This window comes from Sphingobacterium spiritivorum ATCC 33861 (assembly GCF_000143765.1).
GTDB lineage: Bacteria > Bacteroidota > Bacteroidia > Sphingobacteriales > Sphingobacteriaceae > Sphingobacterium > Sphingobacterium spiritivorum.
Window position 1 is genome coordinate 1,232,630 of the sequence record NZ_GL379770.1, and the last position, 22,609, is coordinate 1,255,238.

Here is a 22,609-nt window from a genome sequence, read left to right on the forward strand (position 1 = left end):
AAGTTTGTTATTAAGTGATTTCACACAACTAATAACCAAATAAACCAAATAAGAGAGAAATGGCAAATAATGTGTATGATGCTATTGTCATCGGATCAGGGATCACAGGTGGCTGGGCAGCAAAAGAACTGACAGAGAAAGGGTTGAAAACCATAATGTTAGAGCGGGGCCGTAATATCGAGCATGTCAAGGATTATCCGTCACCGAATAAAGATCCCTGGGATTTTGCACATAGAGGTAAATTGCCTCTCGATGCCGCCAAAAATTACCTGCCTTTTGGAGTTAAAAATCAATGGATTAATGAGACAAATGTTGATTTCTGGACTAAAGAAACAGAAAGTCCTTATAAAGAAATTAAGCCCTTCAACTGGTTCAGAGGATATCAGGTAGGAGGGCGTTCATTAATTTGGGGACGACAAAGTTATCGTCTTTCTGATCTGGATTTTGAAGCGAATGCTAAAGACGGATATGGTATAGACTGGCCTGTCCGTTATAAAGATATAGCTCCCTGGTACAGTTATGTAGAAAAGTTTGCTGGTATTTCAGGTAATAAGGACGGCCTGTCTGTATTACCGGATGGAGAATATATGCCTCCTATGGAGATGAACTTTGTCGAAAAGGATCTTGCTGAACGGTTAAAGCAAAAATACAACAGCAAAAGACATTTTATAATAGGAAGAGTTGCAAATATTACAGTTCCACATCATGGTCGGGTGAATTGTCAGTATCAGAACAAGTGCTGGCAGGGATGCAATTTTGGTGCTTATTTCAGCACGCAGTCTTCTACTTTACCTGCAGCGGTGAAGACCGGAAATCTGACACTGAGACCTTTCTCTATTGTGAAAAATATCCTTTATGATAAGGATACAAAAAAAGCCAAAGGGGTAGAGATACTGGATGCCGAGACAAATAAGACCTACGAGTATTTTGCTAAGATTGTTTTTGTATGTGCTTCAGCACTTAACTCCACCTGGGTATTGATGAATTCGGCTACTGACATTTGGGAGGGAGGATTAGGTAGCAGTAGCGGAGAGCTGGGGCATAATCTGATGGATCATATGCTAAACAGCGGTGCCGGAGGACGTGTAGAAGGGTTTGAAGATAAATATATCTTCGGCAGACGGGCTAATGGCTTGTACGTTCCCCGGTTTGCAAATATAGAAGGAGATACTAAAAAGCGGGATTACATTCGCGGATTTGGCTATCAGGGAGGAGCCTCCCGGGATCGTTGGTATGGAGAGGTGGATGGAATGAGTGTCGGCGGAGCCTGGAAAGATGCGATAGCAGAACCCGGATCGTGGTACATAGGATTTACTGCATTTGGAGAAATCCTTCCTTATCATGAGAATAAAATCTTACTGGACAAAACTATAAAAGATAAATGGGGGCTTCCGGTACTGGCTATGGATGCAGAAATCAAAGAAAATGAGAAAAAAATACGTCAGGATGCTGGTGAAGAAATGAAGCAAATGCTGGAGTCTATTGGTGTAAAGGATGTGTCGACCTATGATAGGGGATTTAGTATGGGGCAAGGGATACATGAAATGGGGACAGCAAGAATGGGGCACGATCCGCGCACATCTGTACTTAATAAGCATAATCAGGTATGGGACGCCAGAAACGTATTTGTGACAGACGGGGCTTTTATGACTTCTGCTTCCTGTGTCAATCCATCCCTTACTTATATGGCTTTTACAGCGCGGGCAGTAGATTTTGCAGTGAGTGAATTAAAAAAAGGGAATCTTTAAATATTTATTTTAAAAACAATGAATAGAAGAGACGCAATACAACGGGTAGCCTTACTGATGGGAGGTACTATAGTGGGGGCAAACCTTTTTCTGGAAGGTTGCAAGAGACCGGCATCATCGGATATTAAACGGCTTTTTGAAGATGAATCTGTTGGTTTTATCGGAGATCTGGCAGAAGCTATTCTGCCAAGAACAAAAACTCCAGGAGCTAAAGAAGCTGGCGTAGGGGAGATGATCCCGGTAATTGTAAGAGATTGTTATACAACTGATGAACAAAAGATTTTCCTGGAAGGTCTTGCTATGATTGATTCCAGAGCTAAAAAAGAGCTGGGGCATGAGTTTCAGAAGCTGGATAATAAAGATCAGACCTCATTTGTCAATATGCTGGATAAGGAATCGAAAGAGTATGAGGGCAACAGAACAGAGAAAGACCCGCCTCATTTTTTTACCCTGTTTAAGCAACTGACTTTGCTTACTTTTTTTAGTTCAAAGTTAGGTGCTACCGAAGTACTTCGGTATGTGAAAATTCCGGGAAAATACGATGGAAACTATCCATACAAGGAAGGTGACCGGGCATGGGCAACCTGACCGGAATAGTTTGTTAAACTATAAAAATGCGCCTCAACTGAGGTGCATTTTTATTTCTAATTAAATCTTGGTTTTTCTGCTGGTCTCAAAATAATTCTGCATTGGTAACTATGGTTAGCATATATTGTTTTTTAGATAGATTTTATACTTCTTTTTTCATGGTGTAACTTGTATTATTAAATAATTAATGGTTATTTTAAACCTTTAAAATTCAAGATCGTCACTTCGTATCAAAAAAATCGGTCTTTTAAACTATGAACACATACATGATTCTAATTGTTGATGACAAATCAGAAAATATCTATTCTTTAAAACGATTATTAGAATCCAAGGATTTTTTAGTAGATACAGCATTATCCGGAGAAGAAGCGCTAAAAAAAGTATTAAAAAATAATTACGCCCTTATAATTCTGGATGTTCAGATGCCAGGAATAGATGGCTTTGAAGTAGCAGAAACACTTTCAGGTTTCAGCAAAACAAAGGAGATCCCCATAATATTTCTTTCCGCAGTCAATACCGATAAAAAATTTATCACAAAGGGTTATGAATCAGGAGGTATAGACTATGTAACTAAACCTGTAGATCCCGACATTCTGCTATTAAAGGTCAAAACATTTTATCGGTTATATGAGCAGACCCTTGCCCTCAATGAAACGCAACAGGCACTTATTTCTGAAATCGAAACCAGAAAGAAGGCCGAAATGAAATTGAAAGAGCGGGTGGATCATTTGCATTTTACATTAGAATCTCTGCCCCAGATCGCTTTTACCGCTAATGCAGAAGGTCAGATTGAATTTGTTAATGAAAAGTGGTTTAAATATTCCCTTTCATCTGAAATTTTCCCAAAAACACATCCCGATGACAAAAATATCCGGGATGAATGGTTGTTGGCTATGGCCACCGGGAATTCGTTGGAACTTGAAGTAAGAATTAAGGAGATTGATGCAGATATTTTCAGATTTCATTTGTTACGGATCATACCAATCAGAGAGCAGGAGATCGTTGTAAAATGGGTAGGTACTTTTACAGATATAGATGATCAGAAACAAATAGAGAAAAAGAAAGATGAATTTCTGAGTATCGCCAGTCATGAACTGAAGACACCTCTGACAAGTATCAAGGCTTATATTCAGCTGTTAGAAAGAACCCTGAATGCCGAGCAGAATAGCGCTACAAGTAAATACCTGAGTACTGTACAGAATCAGGTCTCTAAATTAAATAGTCTAATAGCAGATTTACTCGATATTTCTAAAATAGATAATGGTAAGCTCAAGATGAATAAGAAACTGTTCAACTTTGAAAATCTGCTGAGCAATGTCGTGGATACTATATATCACACACACGAAAACAGCAATATCAGGATCGAACGGGAAGGTGATGTGATTGATCAGCCTGTACTTGGAGATGAAATAAGAATCGAACAGGTATTGATTAATTACCTGACAAATGCTATTAAATACTCACCTGATTCCAAAAGAGTCATTATCAGAACAGAACAGGAAAATACACAAATAAAAGTCGATGTTACCGATTTCGGAATAGGTATTCCGGAGCACAAGCAAAAAAATATTTTCAATAAATTCTATCGTGTCGAAGAATCCTCGCTGAAGTTTCAGGGGCTTGGAATAGGCCTTTACATCTGTTCGGAAATTATCCGGCAGCATAACGGAACGTTTGGTATACAGAGTCAAACAGGACAGGGATCAACATTTTATTTTACTATACCTTTAAACTAGACAGCACATGCCTGGCAAATTTATACGCAGCCTTCAGATAGGCTTTGGAGTTTCATTAGTGATATTGTTGGCGAGTTCCACCGCTTCCTATCTCAGTATAAAGGAACAACTCAATAACAGAAAAAAAGTTGATCACACCCGCCAGGTGATCAGTGGAGTAAATAAAATTCTTGTCGATCTGCAAAATGCGGAAACTGGACAGCGCGGATTTCAGCTTACAGGCAAAGAGAGTTTTCTGGAACCATATATCAAGAGTACCGAATCTTTACCGGAGGCCTTAAAAACTGTCCGCGAACTCACATTGGACAATCCGATTCAAACCCGCCGTTCGGACAGCCTCGAATCCTTAGTCAATTCCAGAATCAGTATTCTCAAAAATCTGGTGGATATCAAAAGAAAAGGTGGAGATATTACAATTGCACAGTTAGAGGATGGTAAACGTTACATGGATAGCTGCCGGAATATTATTGCCGGTTTTACCGATGAAGAGGAGATGCTCTTAAATAAAAGATCGTTAGCTCTAGATGCATCTTCTCAATACACTTCATTTTTTATTATTATAGCAGCTGTAGCTTCTCTGATTATCACTTCAGTATTCTACAAGAAAATAAGAGAAGATTATTATAAAAGAGAACAGTTACAGTCTTCTTTAAAGAAAAAGGATGAAGAGATAAGCCGTAGATTAAATGTTATTCAAAAAATCGCGAATAATATTGCTCATGGAGACTATACTATAAGAATCGATGATACGGAAGAGGATGATCTCGGAAGTCTGGCAGGATCCCTGAACGATATGACAGACGCTTTAAAGTCTTCTTTTGATAAACTGAATAACAACGACTGGCGTCAGACAGGATTAGCGCGGTTGAATGAAATACTTGTAGGTAACAAAACGCAGGAAGTATTGGCTGAAGATTCTCTTTCGCATCTGACTAATTATGGAGACTGTGTTAACGGAGCATTTTATCTTCTGGAGAATGATCTTATCAGATTGCAAAGTGCCTATGCACTGGAAGACAGAATGATAAAAACACTGGAAATCGGTGAAGGGATGGTAGGACAGGTGGTGAAAGATGGTAAGGAAAAACTGATTGAAGGGATTCAGGCCGAAGATTATGTTGTTAGTTTTTCAAACGGTAAATTGAAGGTCAATCATATTTTGCTGTTACCGGTTATTCTTAACGGTATGTGCATAGGTGTTATCGAATTGGGATCTGCACATAAATTTGATGCGTTAAAGATTGGCTTTTTTAAGGAAGCATCTTCCACTATTTCGCTAGCTCTTGCTGCAGCCAAAAGCAGAAAACAAGTACAGACACTCCTGGAAGAAACGCAGGCACAGGCAGAAGAATTGCAGGCGCAACATTCTGAACTGGAAAATCTGAATACCGAACTGGAGGCGCAAACACAAAAACTTCAGGCTTCGGAAGAGGAACTGAGAGTGCAACAGGAAGAACTTTTACAATCCAATCAGGAGCTGGAAGAACGTTCCAAACTATTGGAAGAAAAAAATCATCTTATTGCAGAGCGTAATTTGGAAATTCAGGAAAAAGCAGAAGAACTAGCATTGAGTACAAAATACAAGTCTGAGTTTCTGGCCAATATGTCTCATGAGTTAAGAACTCCTTTAAATTCGATTTTGCTGCTGTCAAGATTGCTATCTGAAAACACAGACGACAATCTGAATGAGGACCAGATCGAATCAGCAAAGGTTATACAAAGTTCGGGTACGAGCTTACTGAGCCTTATTGATGAGATATTGGATCTGTCGAAGATCGAAGCTGGCAAAATGGAACTGGAGTACCAGCATGTCAAACTATCGGATGTAACACAAGAACTTAACAGCCTGTTTGCTCCTATAGTAAAGGAAAAAGCTCTTGATCTGAATATTGTGGTTCAACCGGACCTGGATTCTACAATTGAAACCGATAGACTGCGACTGGATCAGGTACTGCGGAATCTGCTTTCAAATGCGATAAAGTTTACGTCCAAAGGAAGTATAACACTGACTATAACGGAGGAACAAAGCAACAGGAATAATATTGTATTTGCTGTAAAGGATACCGGAATAGGTATCGCTGAGGAAAAACAAAAAATCATCTTTGAAGCTTTTCAGCAGGCTGATGGTTCCACCCGAAGAAAATTCGGAGGTACCGGACTCGGATTGTCTATCAGTCGTGAAATAGCCCGTCTTCTTGGGGGAGAGATCCGATTGCAGAGTAAAGAAAATGAGGGCAGTATATTCAGCCTGATTATTCCCAAATCAAAACAGACCACTGCTATCAGCCCTTCTACGGACGAGTTGATGGCTATTATATCTTCTGATGTGGAGGAGGTCAATGCGCTGGTGGCAGAGGAAGCCAGTTCATATGTCGTTCTGGATATACCCGCGGAAGTAGAAGACGATCGGAATAATATTACGGAGCATGACAAAGTAATCCTGATTGTGGAGGATGATACCAACTTTGCTAAAGCCCTGTTGAAATATACACGGCAACAAAACTATAAAGGCATAGTCGTCGTAAGAGGAGATATTGCAGCCGAATTTGCCGAAAAGTATAAGCCTCTGGCTATTCTGCTGGATATACAGCTTCCTGTAAAAGATGGATGGCAGGTCATGGACGAATTGAAAAATAATCCGGCAACACGGCCTATTCCTGTGCATATGATGTCCTCTCTGAAAATGAAAAAGGAGAGTTTACTTAAAGGGGCTATAGATTTTATTAACAAACCGATTGCAATGGAGCAGATCGGAGGAATGTTTAAGAAAATCGAAGAGGCATTGACACGCTATCCTAAAAAAGTGCTGATCGTAGAAGAAAACCCTAAGCATGCAACTGCTTTGTCTTATTTCCTTAGCAACTTCAATATTGCTTCAGAGATCAAAAGCAATGTGAAAGACAGTGTGGAAGCATTGACTTCTGATGCGGTGAATTGTGTAATTCTGGATATGGGAATTCCGGATAAGACGGGTTATGAGACACTGGAAGCGATCAAGAAGAACGAGGGATTGGAAAATTTACCTATCATTATTTTCACCGGTAAAAATCTCTCCAAAGCTGAAGAGACGAAGATCAAGCAATATGCAGACTCTATAGTGATCAAGACTGCACATTCTTATCAGCGTATCCTGGATGAGGTAGGATTATTTCTGCATCTGGTGGAAGAAAAGAATGCAGATCAGGGACAAAAGAAAACTAATAAATTGGGGTCTTTAAATGAAGTGCTGAGTAATAAAAAGGTATTGATTGCAGATGATGATGTCCGTAATATCTTTTCGCTCAGTAAAGCCTTAGAGAAGTACCAGATGAAAGTAATTTCTGCAATAGATGGAAAGGAAGCCATTCAGCAGTTAAAAAATAATCCTGATATTTCTATTGTCCTCATGGATATGATGATGCCTGAAATGGACGGATATGAAACAATCAGGCTGATAAGACAGTCACCACAATATGCAAAACTGCCTATTATGGCAGTGACTGCTAAAGCAATGACCGGTGACCGCGAAAAATGTATTATTGCAGGTGCATCGGATTATATATCAAAACCGGTGGATACAGATCAGTTGCTCTCTTTGCTAAGGGTATGGTTATATGAAAATTAATATTGTCAAGATAAGATTATGGAAAAGGACAAATTAATATTGATCATTGATGATGATAGCAGAAATATCTTTGCCTTAAGTCTGACATTGAAGTCAAAGGGATACCGTACTGTATCCAGTCTGACGGCAGCTGAAGGAATCTCATTACTGAAAGAAAATAAAAATATAGGAGTGGTATTGCTGGATATGATGATGCCTGAAATGGATGGTTACGAAGCGATGAGGATCATCCGTGAATCCGGGCAATGTCAGGATATCCCTGTTATTGCGGTCACAGCGCAGGCCATGGACGGAGATCGGGAAAAGTGTATAGAAGCAGGAGCCTGGGACTATATCTCCAAACCTATAGATGTAGATAAGTTGCTGGCGGTTATTGGAAAAGTGAACTAGATGTTAGAGCCGAATATTATAAAGAATGATGAGCTCGAAATGCTGCTTGCAGATGTATCTGCATTATATGGTTATGATTTTACGCAATACAGCCGGGCATCTCTCAAAAGGAGAATAAACCGCATCTGTCTTATTGATAAGTTTACGAGTTTTGCAGAGCTTCGGTATAAAGTGCTCAATCACCCGGAATATCTACAGCGGTTTATCGAAGAGATAACGGTGAATGTTACGGAGATGTTTCGGGATCCCTCTTTTTATAAAGCCCTGCGTGAAAATGTATTTCCACAGTTAGGAACATATCCGTTTATCCGTATCTGGCTGGCAGGGTGTTCTACCGGAGAAGAAGTATATTCGATGGCTATTATGCTGAAAGAAGCAAATCTGTATCACCGATCATTGCTGTATGCTACAGATATCAATCCCGGAGTACTGGAAAAGGCCAGAAAAGGGATTTTTCCTATAAGCCAGATGAAACAATATTCCGAAAATTATATCTTATCCGGCGGGAAATCAGATTTTTCAACATATTACACGGCCAATTATGATGTGGTCAAATTCAATGAAGATCTGAAAGAAAAAATGATATTTTCTACACACAATCTGGTTTCGGATAGTTCTTTCAATGAGTTTCAGTTGGTCATCTGCAGGAATGTTCTGATTTATTTTGATAAGGAATTGCAAAATAAAGTATTCAGGTTGTTTGATGACAGCCTGGACAGTCTTGGTTTTCTGGCGCTTGGATCAAAGGAGACATTACGTTTCTCTGCTCTGGAAAGTCGCTATAAGCAGCTGGATGCAGAAAAAATATGGAGAAAAAGTAAGTAGAAAGGAATGTTGAAACAAACAGATATATTTCTGATCGGCGGATCTGCCGGAAGTCTGAAAGTGATACTGGAAGTATTGCCCGGACTCCGCAAAGGTCTTTCATTTCCAATTGTTATTATCCTCCATCGTAAACCTTACCCTGATTCTATACTTAATGCATTGCTATCCAGTTATACGGACGTACAAGTGTATGAAGTGGAAGATAAGATGACTCTTGAAAACGGATGTATTTATGTCGTACCTCCGGACTATCATCTGCTTTTTGAAAATAAAACTCTAGTGTCTCTGGATTCTTCTGAAAAAATGAATTATTCCCGGCCTTCTATAGATGTTACATTCCAGTCTGCAGCTGAAGTATTTGAAGAAAATACGGTAGCTTTACTGCTTTCGGGTGCAAATGCTGACGGAGTAGAAGGATTGGACTGTATAAAGCATAATAATGGCATAATACTTGTGCAGGATCCTCAAACAGCAGAGGTGGATTATATGCCCAGACAGGCAGTATCGCGTGTTCAGGTTGATTATTTGCTCCGGCCGGAAGAATTAGCCGTATTTATAAACCAATTAAGCGTTTAGTATCCAATACATCTACTGTACAAATTAACATATACCTCACTACAATACATACTTATGAACGACAAGACCGTACTGCTTTTTGATGATGATATCAATATATTGGAAGTATGTTCCATTATCCTGGCAGAAGCAGGTTACAAAGTAGAGATTTCTCAGACTTCACATGATATCATAGAGAAAGCTGCTGAAGTAAACCCCGATGTTATTTTGATGGACAACTGGATTCCGGATATCGGAGGTATTAAGGCTACACAATTGCTAAAGGCACATCCGGATTTTAATCATATCCCGGTTATTTATGTTTCTGCAAATAATGATATTCATGTGCTAGCAGAGACGGCAGGTGCAGATGCCTATCTGGCAAAACCATTTGACCTTGCTGACCTCGAAAATATTGTGGAACAGGTGCTGACAGAAGCGGGCAGCAAGTAAATCATAAATACTTAAGCAACACTTTCAGATCATTCAAATATCCTTAAGTGCAGATAATAATTATAAAAGGCAGATCTTTTCTGCCTTTTGTCGTTTTGGTAAGCTGGATTTTGCACCAAGTTTGTTACCAAATCAGATCTTTCTTCCATCCGGTTTGTATTCCAATATATAAAAATTACATTAGCAACTGATAAATCCGTTACCGGATAATACGCTATGAAACCTAAACTTATTTTTTTATTACTTTTTACCGTTTGCTTTTATTACAAGGCCGGAGCACAGTCAGGAGATATTTTCCGGACCATACTGCAGCGGGTTCATGATGAACAGATCCGCACTGTAAACGATATCAACGCACTGGACAAGCAGGTCAAGAATAATCTGGCGACACTCAATCATGACAATGGCAAGTGGGAAGAGTTTGACTATGCAGATCATAAACGGATCAATGTAAACTGGATGCCGGTACTGGAGCGGATACGAAGTATGACATTAGCATATTCACATCCGGGCAGCAGCTATTACAGAAATAAGCGTCTGTGGCAAGCTGTCAATAAAAGTTTAGCGTACTTTACTAATCATAACCCTTTGCCGTATTGTGACAACTGGTATCAGCAAGGTATTACACGTCCACAATCTCTGTCATTGAGCCTTATTAATATGAAATTTGGAGCTAAAGCATTGGATAGAGCTGTTGAAAAAAGTACGATTGCAGCTATATGTAAGGATACATCCCTCACAAGCAATGGTCGTAATAATCCTATGCATAAGTTTAATTTCGGTGCGAATAAAGCACAGATCGCTATGGGGTGGATATACCTGGGAGCATTGTTGCGTGATAAAGCGATATTGGAAACAGGTGTGCGGGAGACATATGCACCTATACAATATACAGAAGGTGAGGGGATGCAGTATGATCTTTCCTATGATATGCACTACGGATATCTGTATAACGGGGCTTACGGTACAGAATTTATGCATAGCGTTATCAAGTCAGCGGGTTACACTGCTGATACCGAATATGCATTGAAGGGAGAAAAGTTAGTTTTGTTCCGCAAGTTTATTCTGGAATCTATATTTGGATTGATCCGGGGCAAATGGATTGACTGGAATGTGCTGGGGAGAGGTATCTCGCGTATTGGAGCTACACAGAGGGACTATTCGTCTGATTTGCTGCGATTGGAAAAGATTGATCCCGAAGGAAAGGAACAGTATGAGATGATACGTAAAAAAATGAGTGGTGAAGAAGATGTTTCTTTTGGCCTGATACCCCGTCATAAACATTACTGGAATACAGATTATACCATACATAGCCGACCTTCTTATTTTCTGTCTATACACGCTGTATCCGGCAGAAACTATGCACAGGAGATCGGGAATCAGGAGAATATAAAAGGATTCTGGGGAGCTTCAGGAACAGTAAATCTGCAGGTGGACGGACCTGAATATTACAATATATTCCCGCTCTGGCAGTGGACAAAATTACCTGGAACAACCTTACCGGATACCTTGCCGATTCCTGTAAACAAGGCTCCGGGTGAGGGTGACAGAAAAGGTACGGATGCTTTTTCGGGCGGAGTTTCGGATGGGCTGTACGGAGCTACTGCATATGTCGTAAACAATGATTTACATACATCTGCAAAAAAAGCTTGGTTTATGTTTGATGAGGAGATCGTGTGCCTGGGAGCCGGCATCAGTTCCACATTACCTTATGCTGTCCATACAACTCTTAATCAGACCTTATATAATGAAAAGGATTTTTTTATATGTGCGGATCATAAGATACGCCCGTTTGGCATGGATAATCATTTCAATTCCGTAAATCATATCAACTGGATTCTGCATAATCGGGTGGGGTACACGTTTCCACGGGCAGGTGATATAAACCTGTCGGTTGAAAACAGAAAGAGCCATTGGAGTGAAATCAGGCATACAGGAGAGAAGGCAAATAAAAAGATCGAAGACAAGGATATATTTCAGTTGACGCTGGCGCATGGTGTGCGTCCGGATAATGCAACTTATGCTTATATAATGGTGCCGGGAATCAACGGAGCTAGAGAAATGGAAGATTATCTGTTACAGGATAATATTTCCATTCTGGCTAATAGCGATACCATGCAGGCAGTCTTGCATAAGGGGTTGCATATCTGGCAGATTGTATTGTATAAAGCTAATGAAACTTTTATAGATGACCAGCTGAAATTATGGTCAGATATTCCTGCTATAGTAATGCTTAAAAAACTGGATAACGGCCACTATCAGATTTCTGTGTCGGATCCGACACAACACCATAAGAGGCTCAATATCAGTGTGCAGTTGCCCGAGGCATCCTCCCCAATCCGGATAGAATTTGATCTTCCTCAAAAACCTTTTGCAGGTCAGACGGTTTCTAAGATAATAGATTAATATTTGCCTGTAGAGTCGGTAACGCAAAATTAATCTGTACCTCTTTCTGCATTTGCAAAATTAATGTAAATTAGAGGGAGGTAAATGGCGAATTTATCCATTTGTTTTAACACTGACGCTTACTTCATTACCACTATGATTGACAATACGTTTTCACTTACAAACAGGCAATTGTTAGATATTCTGATCTTATCAAAGGATGCTACGGCTATATATAGCAGTGAAGATCTGATTATCGAATTTGCAAATGATAGTATGCTGACGTTTTGGGGGAAGGACAGAAGTATAATAGGCATGGAACTTGGAGAGGTCGTTGCCGGCCTGAAAGAGCAAGGTTTTATAGATCTTCTGAAAAATGTATGGAACAGCGGAAATACTTACGAGGCTAAAGATGTACCGGCTAAACTGTTCAGAGACGGACATTTTCAAACCTATTATTTTGATTTTATTTATCGTGCCCTGTTAGATGAGACTGGCCGAACCTATGCTATTCTGCACACAGCTACAGAAGTAAGTGAACGTATAGCGGCCTGGAAACTGGTTCAAAGTCATGAGAAAATACAGCAACAGATTAATAAAGAGCTTAAAAATGTCAATAATGAATTTAAGCAGGCAAATAAGGAACTTAAACAAGCAAACAAAGAGCTAACGACCTTATCCAGAGAACATCGTGCCATCAATATAGAACTTAGTCAGTCAAATGAGTATTCCAGAAATGTAAATGAAAAACTCATCGAAATTAATAGCGAACTGTTACTATCTCAACGTCAGTTTGAACATTCAGAAATGATGCTGCGTCTGGCTATAGAGGCAGCAAATTTCGGTACATGGAGTGTAAATGTAGAAACGAGAGAGCTAGTGGCTTCAGTAAGGCTGAAAGAATTGTTTGGGTTTTATCCTGAACAGCAGGTATCCTTGAATGATTGTCTCGATCAGGTTACAGAAGAATACCGGGATTGGGTGACAGAATCTATTGAGACAGCTATAGCAGAAGGAAATGGCTATGATCTTTCCTATACTGTAAAAGGATTTCATGATCAGAAAATCCGTTGGCTGAGGGCTGTTGGCCGAATGATTGGCGATGTGAGTAGTGAAGGATTATTCTTTACAGGAGTAGTAATGGATATCAGTAAGCAGAAAAGTGAAGAACAGCTAAAAAATGACTTTATATCGATTGTGAGTCACGAACTCAAGACCCCGCTCACTTCGCTTATGGGGTATGTGCAGATTTTACAGTTGATATTAAAAGATCATGAAGACGAGCGTCTTACCGGTATTCTGGACCGATCCAAAAGCCAGGTCTCCAAGATGAACAGTATGATCAGCGGATTCTTAAATGTGTCGCGGTTTGAGGATGGAAATCTTTACCTTGAAAAACAATCTTTCGAGATAAACGATATGATCAGTGAGATTATATCAGATGTTTCCCTCACACACAGTGCACATCGCATTGAGTTTGAACCTACACAGTCGGTTGTACTGTATGCTGATCGTGATAAATTGGGCCAGGTAGTCAATAATCTGTTGAGTAATGCAATCAAGTATGCTCCTCACAGTAAAGAAATTTTTGTGAAATGCGCATTGAATTCCGGTAATCTGCTCGTGAGCGTAAAAGACAGAGGCCTTGGCATTCAGCAGGAAGAACTGGAGCGGTTGTTTACCCGATTTTACCGAATTGAGAATAAACAAACCAAAACTATTTCCGGATTTGGAATAGGATTATACCTGTGTGCCGAAATAATCAAACGTCACAATGGCAGGATCTGGGCTGAGAGTGAGGAGGGAAAAGGTTCTGTTTTTCACTTTACTATCCCGGTAGCCAGACCAGAATAATAGTTTATTAATCAAATGATAAGCTTAATTTTACTTTTGGCGTAGTTATTGAATTGCCTTAGTATCATGAGAAAAGTGAAACGAATTTTATTAGCAGATGACGATGCTGGAATTGTAGATTCCACAACTATGTTATTGGAAATGATGGGATACAATGTAGATTCCACATTAGACGGATCGATAGTTCCACAGGTGGTCACTTCTACCTCCAGTCCGGACCTGGTTATAATGGATATATGGATGGCTGGAATAGATGGCCGGGAAATCTGCAGAATCATAAAAAATGATCCGGTAACATCCAAAATACCGGTTTTGATGATTTCTGCAAGTAAGGATATTAAAGCTTCTGCGATAGAAAGCGGAGCTGATGCTTTTCTTGAAAAACCTTTTGAACTGCAGGAACTGATCGATACGATCGAGAAACTGGCCAATTAAATTTACCGCTAAAGTTAGAGGTCACTGTTTCGCATCCCTGATATTGTTTGTATGTTTGCATTATGAAGAAAATGTACAATGATGTGGTCGAATTATTACCTGAGATGATTCATTGCTTCAATAACCATTCCATGTTTGATATACTGGAAGAAGGTGATATTATATCCTTTATTCCTTTTGAGGATGAGGCTGTAGCTAAAGACTTTGTTGCACAAACTAATCAGATGCTGGCGGATTATTTTGAAGTTGATGATGAACTGTGTTATTCGGAAGACAGTTATCTGGATAATCATGATAATCCAGTTTTCTTTTGGAAAGATTATCTGAATTGTTTCTTTACGCTGGAACTGGTAGGCGATGAAATGTCTAATGAGGGGTTTGAAGGAACAGGTTACGGAATGTACAAAATCGTCGAAATAGCCTATATAAACGAAGTAAACAAACGCCTCAAACAAAGACGTATTAACGGACTTCGACTGGAATATAAAGTGAAATCTACCCCAATGGACAGAAATAAACATTGGAACCGCACCTATGACAAGGACTTTTAAAAATAGTCTTATTCCAAATAAATTAAAACATTTTCCTGTTCCTTTTCAATAAGCAGTTATCGGCCATAATGTTAGTAAACAATAAAAGCCCGCGTCTCCACGCAGGCTTTAGGTTGAAACAAAAATACCCAAGTTTTTAGGGGTATGTGGTTACCACTTTACTCACTTTCCAGACATCCTGACTGCGGGTAAGGGTTATGTAGTCTACACGTGTGAAATTCTTAAAAGCCATAGTTGCTTTTGCTACGCAGATATCACTGTTTTCATCCAGTACCTGGTATGAAGTGATACAGTCGTACTGCAATCCTTTGGTGTTTTTCAGGAATTCAGTGTATTGGTTTTTGTTGAATTTTTCATTGGGTTTACTCACTGTATAGTATTCAAAGTCTTTAGCGAAAAGCTGATTGTTAAAGTTCAGGTTACCTAATGTAGTTGCTTCCAGAAATGATTTGACTGTACTTACAGAATTAGTTTTTACCGGGTTTGTATTTTCACCTGCGAATGCACTTAATGAAGTCACCAGGATCAAGGCAGTTGCGATGGATTTGATTGCGTTTTTCATGTTATTTAGTTTCTTTAGTTTTTGTTGTTATGTGTTATTGTTTGAATCAAAAGTAGGATAGAATGTGTTGCCGGGGAATAGAGAATAGATCAATACGGGTAAAAACTCGGCAAAACCGGGGCTTCTGTCGGTAAAAATGACAGGTGCCGGCGTCAAAATCATAAAAACTGGTATTACAAGGAAAATAAATCCCTGTATATTTGTATGATCATTCATATCCGGATTAAAAAGAAGTAAAACAGGATATGAAATACCAGGATAAAAAGCTATGGCTACAGACAGAACATTGCGTACATGTGAAAAAGGGCATACGTTTTACAAAAGCACTACGTGTCCTACATGCCCTCAATGTAATAAAAAGAAAGGGACTGCTACAGGTTTTCTTACCTATCTGAGCAATCCTGCAAAAAATTCGCTTTTGTACCATGGAATAGATACCTTAGAGGCACTAAGCGCGTATACCAGGAAACAAATTCTGAATCTGCACGGAATAGGTAAAGCATCCATTCCGACCTTAGAAAAATTATTGGCGGGGCAGGGGTTGTCCTTTAGATCAGAACAACCCGTTCAAAAAGATTAATTTACCGGAATGGCAATGTTCCAGGATTTTGTACCATTCTCAAAACCACCTTTTCCGTCCATTGTAGCAAAGAACATGCAGACAGGCTTGCCTTTTTCAAAAAGTACAAATGGTCGTTCGAGTTGTCCCATTGTAATTTCTTTCCCATCCTCAAACTGTAATAAGCGGGAGTAGGCTTTGGGTTGTTTATCTATGACCCATTTCACTCCGTCTTTGGAATGAAACAGTACTCCGGCATGATGTTCCCCTGTCATCTTACTGGTCATATCTTTCATCAGGAGATGCAGACCATCCTTATCCTCCCAAAGAAAAGGATCTTCAAATTCGCTGTAGGCAGCATCTGCAAACAGAGGCAGATTATTATTGAGTACTGTAAAGGTATCCTGTATGGATTTTGCATAAGCTATTCCAATCTTTTGTGAAGACTGATAAGGATATTTCTGACCATATGCTCTTCCTTTGAATACCATGAGTACAGATCCGTCTTTTCTGATCAGCGGAGCAGGATTAGAGGTCAAAAAGCTATAAAAAGTGTTAGGTTTGCTATCCAAGACAGGTTTATCCAATCGCTTCCATGGACCTGTCAGGGCATCTGCGATCGCTACACCGATACGTTTATTAGAACGTCCTACTGTCGCATACACCGAATTCAGGGAGAGCTGGGAAGCATCTTTCGGATCGTCGAACGGATGAGTAGATCCCATGTAAAAGAGAATATATTTGTCTCCATATTTACTGATGCTTGGATTGTGTGTAGAACGTCCGTCCCAGTACTGGGCACCTCTTGCCGGGAGTACCACCTCTTTGAAGGTATACGGTCCTTCAGGTGTGGGAGATTCTGCTCTTACAATTTCAGACGCGACCATCCAGGTCGGATGAAAAGGAAATTTTTTTGGCCAGCGGGATGCAAACATATGATATGTACCTTTTTCATCTTTGATAACTGACCCGCACCATACCCAGTAATCATCCATCGAAAACCCTGATTTGTATTTGACTTTACCAATATGCCCGAAGAATGGATTAGTCTGTTGAGCACAGACTGTGCCCAAACTGATAAACGTGGCTATACTCAAGGTGATTGCAGCGAAAACGCGCAACATTCCTTTGGAGGAGTTGTACATGGGGTTAAGTTGTTTTTGGTTAGTTTACAAGTAAATGTCGTATAGTATATGAAAACTATACGACATAGGTTTATTTATATAAAATGATATAAAAATATCACATTACCGACATATGCAGGTTTAGTCTGATCTTTGATATTTAGGGTTGCTTCAATCGTTACTTTGGTTACACCTCGCAGATTGACTGCAGATATCAATTTTGCCTTTAGTTGTACAGCACTGTCGATTGTAACAGCCTGTCCGAATTTAAGCTGTTCTATACCATAATTAACTTCCATCTTAATGTTGCGGACATCTGCAATCTGTTTCCACAGATAGGGAATTAATGATAATGTCAGATAGCCATGCGCAATAGTTGTTTTAAAAGGGCTGTCAGTTTCGGCTTTTTTGGAATCTATATGTATCCATTGATGATCCAGTGTTGCATCTGCAAATCTGTTGATTTGTTCCTGATCAATAATGTGCCAATCCGAAAGACCAAGCTCTTTACCTTCGTGTGATTTGTATTCTTCGAAATTGTTAATTATCAGCATAGTTATAAATCAATATTTAAAGTGTTAATGAAGATCCTTGTTTCCGGTATGCCGGTTGAAAATTGCTTATTACTAGGATAACCTGTAATCCGCATATTTGTTTAATATGAGGCCTTAATTATCCTTTGCTACTAAGTCTTTCTAAATGTACTAAATTTCTTGTTATAATAGCCAATCTGTAGCTTATTATCATTCGACTGCAAAAATAGTAAGCACAGCTGCATGATCGGATGCCCATATATCATCAATATCAGGGCTGGTCCGGACAATTTTGGAAGAAATAGCTTTTATTCCTCCTTTGTAGTAAATAAAATCTATCCTGGCATTCTGCAACTGTCCGTATATAGGAGCAAATGTGCCTCCCTGATGCGTCAGTTCATCGGGATTTAGTTCTCTGAATGAATCGCTAAAACCTTGTTCATACATAAATTTTGATACCGGAAAGTCAACCGGACCATAGCCATAGTGCAGGGATCTGGTTCGTTCTGTCCAGTCCATATGACTGCAGGAATTAAAATCTCCTGCAATAATAACGGGCATATCAGGAGAATCTATATAAGGATCAATATCTTTTTCTATCAGATTGCGGATGTCCGTAAGAGCGAGTGCAGAATCTTCTGCTATCCAGATCCGGGGATCCATTCCTGTATTTTGATAAGCACAAGTATATTCCGGTCTGTAGGCATATCTCAGCCAGCAATCATTGATAAGTATACGTTTACCGTTTGGTAAATCTATTTTGGCAGGATTCGATTTGAAAGGTTCACTGGATTTTATACTTTCAACAGGGTATCTGCTTAGTAAAGCCAGATTATCTTTAGAGGATTTTGTTTGCAGGTGAAATCCTAATGCCTGCGCGATACTGTCCTGTGCCGAATATCCTTCCTGCATCGTAATGATATCCGCTTTAGTGTTGCGAATAAGATCTGCTATTCTGCTTCTGCCGGCTTCCTTGCCCAGGTGCACGCCACCATGCCAGATATTCCATTGCAACACCCGGACCAGATTATTATTCATTTTAGGTGTAATGTGCTGCTCTGTTTCACTTGCCTCTTCCTCCGGAATGTATGTCTTGCCTGACAGTTTAAAGTCAGGTACTGTTGCCCGTATTTTATGACCGACACGTGCATCTTCAGCAATGTCAAAGGTGACTAAGAAATAATTAACTCCCGGTCGCAAATGAAATTTTTTCGAATTTCTTTTTTCACGGAATACCATTTCCGCTGCCGTTTTTACCGGCTGTTCAAAAATAGGCTCTCTGACCGAAGATCGCGGATACTGTCCGGTATAGTAGATGCGGATATTGCGGATGTCAGCTACTGTTGCCTGATTGTTTAACCGGAGCCTGATCTCATCCAGTGTCAGTGCCTGCATATTTCCCTGAGCAATAACTCTGATTTTCAGTGCCTGCCCTTCTTTTGTACCTTGTTCAAGATCCCATTCATTTTGGATAACGACTGCGTTGAAAAGCTGTTGTTTACCTTCAAAATTCTGAAATGAAGTATTGGTATTGTCAACAGCAAAAGCCATTGGAAGATGACCATAATAGTCACTTCTGCCATTGCGGAGATGATAAGCCAGAGCGCCTTTACCAACCCAATTGACAGACATAACATCCCTGAAGTCATCAAAATTGTAATATGCTGTTAAAGATGAAAAATAAGGATGTGAAGCGACAACAGGTTTGTTTTTCCATTCGTTTATTGCGGATACAGGAATAGCTTTTGACCATATTCTCACTTCATCAATTAATCCTCCGAAGCAGTGTTGCTTTTCATGGAGACCTATTGCTCCGGGCAGTATAGCTATAGCAGTATCTTTTCGGCCTACTTCTTTGCCATCCATATATAATACTGTGGTGCGGCCATTACATGAAGCAGCAACGTGATGCCAGTTGTTATCCATCTTTACCGGGGCTGTGAGTTGAGTACCTTTATTATGGAGATAGCCATCCCTGAGTACTAAAGGCATATTGTCACAGATATTGAGTTCGCTATATTCTCCACCTCCTATGATGGCTTCATAGGGGTTCCAGTTGCTGTCATTTCCCTTTATCCAGGCTTCTATTGTCCATTCACCGGAAATAATTCCTATTCCTGTCCGCACATTGTTGTCTTTGCCGTCCATATGCAAAGCCAGATTGGAGTTTTGCGCACGACATTGGAGTGAATAACACAGGAATATTAGAATCAGAAGATTGAATTTCAGATACATAATGAAGATCAACAATAATTATAAACAGTTATTCCATAAGATGTATACCTGATATAGTATACGGAGGTTGTCGAACCTGTATTCCAAATATACTGTATTCACGGTGATTCACAATTTACAGCTGTCTTGCAGGAAAGAGGGAGAATGATTGCAATAATAGCAGTGATTTACTTAAATCAACCGATTGATCAGTAAGATTTTTGAAAGTATAAATGGGTATTTCACAGTCCGTACGTATTTAAAATGTTACAGGTTAACGCATTTAAAATCATATTTCAGAAAAAGTTTGGCCTGATTTCTAAGATTTATTTGAAAAAAAATCAGAAAGTTTTAATTTTACATAACCAGTTATGTAGTTAGCTACTTTATTAACTGTATAATTTGGCAATTTTTAATGATTTCAATTGATGCTCAAAGATTATTATATGGAATTTTTTAATAAAACGGGAAAGATGGCCTTAGGAAGCAGGCTACGATTGCTGACCGCTAAAGTAACGGAAGATGCGGCTAAGGTGTATGAACTTTATGATATGGATTTTTCACCTAAATGGTTTCCTGTATTTTTTATGCTGGCGGAAGAAGGAGAAAAGACGATTTCAGAGATTGCTAATGAAATCGGACATTCTCAACCCTCTGTTACCAAAATTATACGCGAGATGGGTGCTGCAGGTCTGATTGCGGATAATCTGGATTCGGATGATAAGCGCCTTAATGTGGTAGGATTGACAGAGAAGGGAAAAGAACTTTCGAAGAAGATCAGCGTGCAATGTGAGGATGTGGAAGCTGCCGTCGAAAGTGTGATGAAGGAAGCCAGACATGATCTCTGGGCCGCGATTGAAGAGTGGGAAGTGTTGTTAGCGCAGAAATCGTTGTTGAGGCGGGTACAGGAGCAGCGTAAAATCCGCGAGAGTAAAGCGGTACAGATTGTAAGATATGAACCGAAATACCAGTCTGTTTTTAAGTCTCTTAATGAGGAATGGATTTCCAGGTATTTTGAAATGGAAGAAACTGATTATAAAGCGCTGGATAATCCGCAGGAATACATTCTGGACAAGGGAGGTGCTATATTTGTAGCGCTTTATAATGGAAAGCCTCTGGGTGTATGTGCATTGATCAGAATGAATGATGCTGAATACGATTACGAAATGGCAAAAATGGCAGTTTCACCTGCGGCGCAAGGTAAAAATATAGGTTTATTACTGGGGCAGGAAATTATCAGAGAAGCGAGAAATCTGGGTGCTGGCAGTATTTATCTGGAAAGTAATACAATCCTTGAACCGGCAATCAATCTGTATTACAAATTAGGATTTGAAAAAATTATCGGACATGCTACCCCGTACAAGCGATGTAATATACAGATGGCACTGGCTTTGGATAAATAATTCTTTGTAAAGCGATAGATAAATGTGTCCCGGATTTTTGTTCTTCCGGGACACATTTTTTATTTGGGACTATGTCTTTCGTATCATGAAATTACACCGCGACTTCAGTACAACAGAGTATTTCATTTCTATTATCTGTGAGCCAGTATTGTTCTTTAAAATGTTCAATCACTTTAAAATCTTTGAATCCTCGGGGAAGTTCAATATCCAGCAGCTTGTTATCTTGTATAGAAAGTAATTTCTGCTTTCCTTTCCATTCATCGCTTTTGAATACCGGGGTGAGGATAAGGTATTGCAGCGAAGAAGTGAATACACCTCTGACACCGTGCTTTTTTGTATCCCTTTTAAATCCTTTTTGTTCGAGAAGACGATTGATCAGCTTTCCTGAAGAATCTATTTCTCCATAGGTGTAGAAATCCATGCCATATCTGTTGAGACTCATCGTGTCCGAACCCTCTGCAAAAGCCAGCAATTTATTATCCGTTGAAATAACATGTCCTATAATCGGAGCCTCCTTCGGTATTTCCTCAGCTTCAAATCCGCCAAATCTATCCATAGGGTAATCATCTGCATTCAGGCTTATTATCTGCTGCCAATGAGCTGTCTGCTTACTGAAGTCTATATGCAGAAATGCAAGATATCTGTTGTTTTGTGAGGTAATCGGTTCAGAGAAAATAATAGCATAGGTATTGTTTATCTGTCCGATAGCGGATACACCACTTATTCTGGGGGTAAGGCCAAACATGCTATACTCACTGAAAAGTTCTTTGCCTGTAATAGTTATTTCAGCAGAAATATTCAGGTCTGTATTAAATAGTTTCAAATTTGAAAGATCTTCCACCATACCAATTTGAGATTTAAAGGCAAACAGCATCATATTATGATGATTTTCGAAAGCATCACTTGAATCTGCTATTACTTTCCTCATATGCCCGTTATCTAATGTCACGAGAGCAACTCCTTCTAACTCTTCTGCAAGAGTAACAAAGGTGCCATTATCGAGTATAATACTTCGCCTGTCCAGTATGTAACTTTTTTCAGGAAGTGAGAATCTTTCTTTTATTTCAAGTTTGATCATTATTTGAATGTT

Annotated in this window: 19 protein-coding genes; 14 read left to right on the top strand and 5 right to left on the bottom strand. The window is 39.5% G+C overall.

Annotated features, from left to right (window positions below; all coding sequences use genetic code 11):
• Positions 1–59 precede the first annotated feature (59 nt).
• From HMPREF0766_RS05375 to HMPREF0766_RS05430, 12 genes are all read left to right on the top strand, one after another.
• Positions 60–1,748 carry a GMC oxidoreductase gene (locus HMPREF0766_RS05375; RefSeq protein WP_002994446.1) on the top strand — a complete coding sequence of 563 codons (1,689 nt, stop codon included), beginning with the start codon at positions 60–62 and terminating at the stop codon, positions 1,746–1,748.
• An 18-nt stretch (positions 1,749–1,766) separates the two neighbouring features.
• The gene (locus HMPREF0766_RS05380; protein WP_002994447.1) at positions 1,767–2,336 is read left to right on the top strand and encodes a gluconate 2-dehydrogenase subunit 3 family protein; all 570 of its coding nucleotides are present in this window, start codon (positions 1,767–1,769) and stop codon (positions 2,334–2,336) included.
• Positions 2,337–2,590: 254 nt separating this feature from the next.
• A complete protein-coding gene (locus tag HMPREF0766_RS05385; protein ID WP_236590537.1) occupies positions 2,591–4,072 on the top strand; it encodes a hybrid sensor histidine kinase/response regulator in 1,482 nt (493 codons plus the stop codon).
• Between the two features lie 7 nt (positions 4,073–4,079).
• Positions 4,080–7,676: a response regulator gene (locus tag HMPREF0766_RS05390; RefSeq protein ID WP_002994449.1), complete on the top strand. Its 3,597-nt coding sequence runs from the start codon at positions 4,080–4,082 to the stop codon at positions 7,674–7,676.
• Between the two features lie 18 nt (positions 7,677–7,694).
• Positions 7,695–8,066, top strand: a complete 372-nt coding sequence (locus HMPREF0766_RS05395; protein ID WP_002994450.1) for a response regulator — start codon at positions 7,695–7,697, stop codon at positions 8,064–8,066.
• Positions 8,067–8,891 (top strand): CheR family methyltransferase, encoded by an 825-nt coding sequence (locus tag HMPREF0766_RS05400; protein ID WP_002994451.1) that lies wholly within the window; start codon positions 8,067–8,069, stop codon positions 8,889–8,891. It begins immediately after the preceding gene.
• Between the two features lie 6 nt (positions 8,892–8,897).
• Positions 8,898–9,467 (top strand): chemotaxis protein CheB, encoded by a 570-nt coding sequence (locus tag HMPREF0766_RS05405; protein WP_002994452.1) that lies wholly within the window; start codon positions 8,898–8,900, stop codon positions 9,465–9,467.
• A gap of 54 nt (positions 9,468–9,521) precedes the next feature.
• Positions 9,522–9,899: a response regulator gene (locus HMPREF0766_RS05410; protein WP_002994453.1), complete on the top strand. Its 378-nt coding sequence runs from the start codon at positions 9,522–9,524 to the stop codon at positions 9,897–9,899.
• A gap of 216 nt (positions 9,900–10,115) precedes the next feature.
• The gene (locus HMPREF0766_RS05415) at positions 10,116–12,305 is read left to right on the top strand and encodes a polysaccharide lyase family 8 super-sandwich domain-containing protein (protein ID WP_002994454.1); all 2,190 of its coding nucleotides are present in this window, start codon (positions 10,116–10,118) and stop codon (positions 12,303–12,305) included.
• An 84-nt stretch (positions 12,306–12,389) separates the two neighbouring features.
• Positions 12,390–14,138 (top strand): PAS domain-containing sensor histidine kinase, encoded by a 1,749-nt coding sequence (locus HMPREF0766_RS05420; protein ID WP_002994456.1) that lies wholly within the window; start codon positions 12,390–12,392, stop codon positions 14,136–14,138.
• Between the two features lie 66 nt (positions 14,139–14,204).
• Positions 14,205–14,573 carry a response regulator transcription factor gene (locus HMPREF0766_RS05425; protein ID WP_002994457.1) on the top strand — a complete coding sequence of 123 codons (369 nt, stop codon included), beginning with the start codon at positions 14,205–14,207 and terminating at the stop codon, positions 14,571–14,573.
• Between the two features lie 62 nt (positions 14,574–14,635).
• Positions 14,636–15,124, top strand: a complete 489-nt coding sequence (locus HMPREF0766_RS05430; RefSeq protein WP_002994458.1) for a hypothetical protein — start codon at positions 14,636–14,638, stop codon at positions 15,122–15,124.
• Positions 15,125–15,260: 136 nt separating this feature from the next.
• Here HMPREF0766_RS05430 and HMPREF0766_RS05435 read toward each other — a convergent pair whose 3' ends face one another.
• Positions 15,261–15,686 carry a nuclear transport factor 2 family protein gene (locus HMPREF0766_RS05435; RefSeq protein ID WP_002994459.1) on the bottom strand — a complete coding sequence of 142 codons (426 nt, stop codon included), beginning with the start codon at positions 15,684–15,686 and terminating at the stop codon, positions 15,261–15,263.
• 268 nt (positions 15,687–15,954) lie between these two features.
• Here HMPREF0766_RS05435 and HMPREF0766_RS05445 point away from each other — a divergent pair, with 268 nt between their 5' ends.
• The gene (locus tag HMPREF0766_RS05445; RefSeq protein WP_002994461.1) at positions 15,955–16,266 is read left to right on the top strand and encodes an RNA polymerase alpha subunit C-terminal domain-containing protein; all 312 of its coding nucleotides are present in this window, start codon (positions 15,955–15,957) and stop codon (positions 16,264–16,266) included.
• On the opposite strand, the gene HMPREF0766_RS05450 is transcribed toward HMPREF0766_RS05445, so the two are convergent.
• From HMPREF0766_RS05450 to HMPREF0766_RS05460, 3 genes are all read right to left on the bottom strand, one after another.
• A complete protein-coding gene (locus HMPREF0766_RS05450) occupies positions 16,263–17,390 on the bottom strand; it encodes a glycoside hydrolase family protein (RefSeq protein WP_037459624.1) in 1,128 nt (375 codons plus the stop codon). The genes HMPREF0766_RS05445 and HMPREF0766_RS05450 overlap by 4 nt on opposite strands.
• 74 nt (positions 17,391–17,464) lie before the next feature.
• On the bottom strand, positions 17,465–17,923 hold the full coding sequence (locus tag HMPREF0766_RS05455) for a MaoC family dehydratase (protein WP_002994463.1): 459 nt from the start codon (positions 17,921–17,923) through the stop codon (positions 17,465–17,467).
• A 189-nt stretch (positions 17,924–18,112) separates the two neighbouring features.
• Entirely contained in the window at positions 18,113–20,137 is a 2,025-nt protein-coding gene (locus HMPREF0766_RS05460; protein WP_086010751.1) for an endonuclease/exonuclease/phosphatase family protein, read from the bottom strand.
• 425 nt (positions 20,138–20,562) lie between these two features.
• Here HMPREF0766_RS05460 and HMPREF0766_RS05465 point away from each other — a divergent pair, with 425 nt between their 5' ends.
• The gene (locus HMPREF0766_RS05465) at positions 20,563–21,519 is read left to right on the top strand and encodes a bifunctional helix-turn-helix transcriptional regulator/GNAT family N-acetyltransferase (protein WP_037459946.1); all 957 of its coding nucleotides are present in this window, start codon (positions 20,563–20,565) and stop codon (positions 21,517–21,519) included.
• A 91-nt stretch (positions 21,520–21,610) separates the two neighbouring features.
• Here the strand turns inward: HMPREF0766_RS05465 and HMPREF0766_RS05470 are convergent, their stop codons facing one another.
• Positions 21,611–22,597, bottom strand: coding sequence for a hypothetical protein (locus tag HMPREF0766_RS05470; RefSeq protein WP_002994468.1), 987 nt, complete (start codon positions 22,595–22,597; stop codon positions 21,611–21,613).
• Positions 22,598–22,609 lie beyond the last annotated feature (12 nt).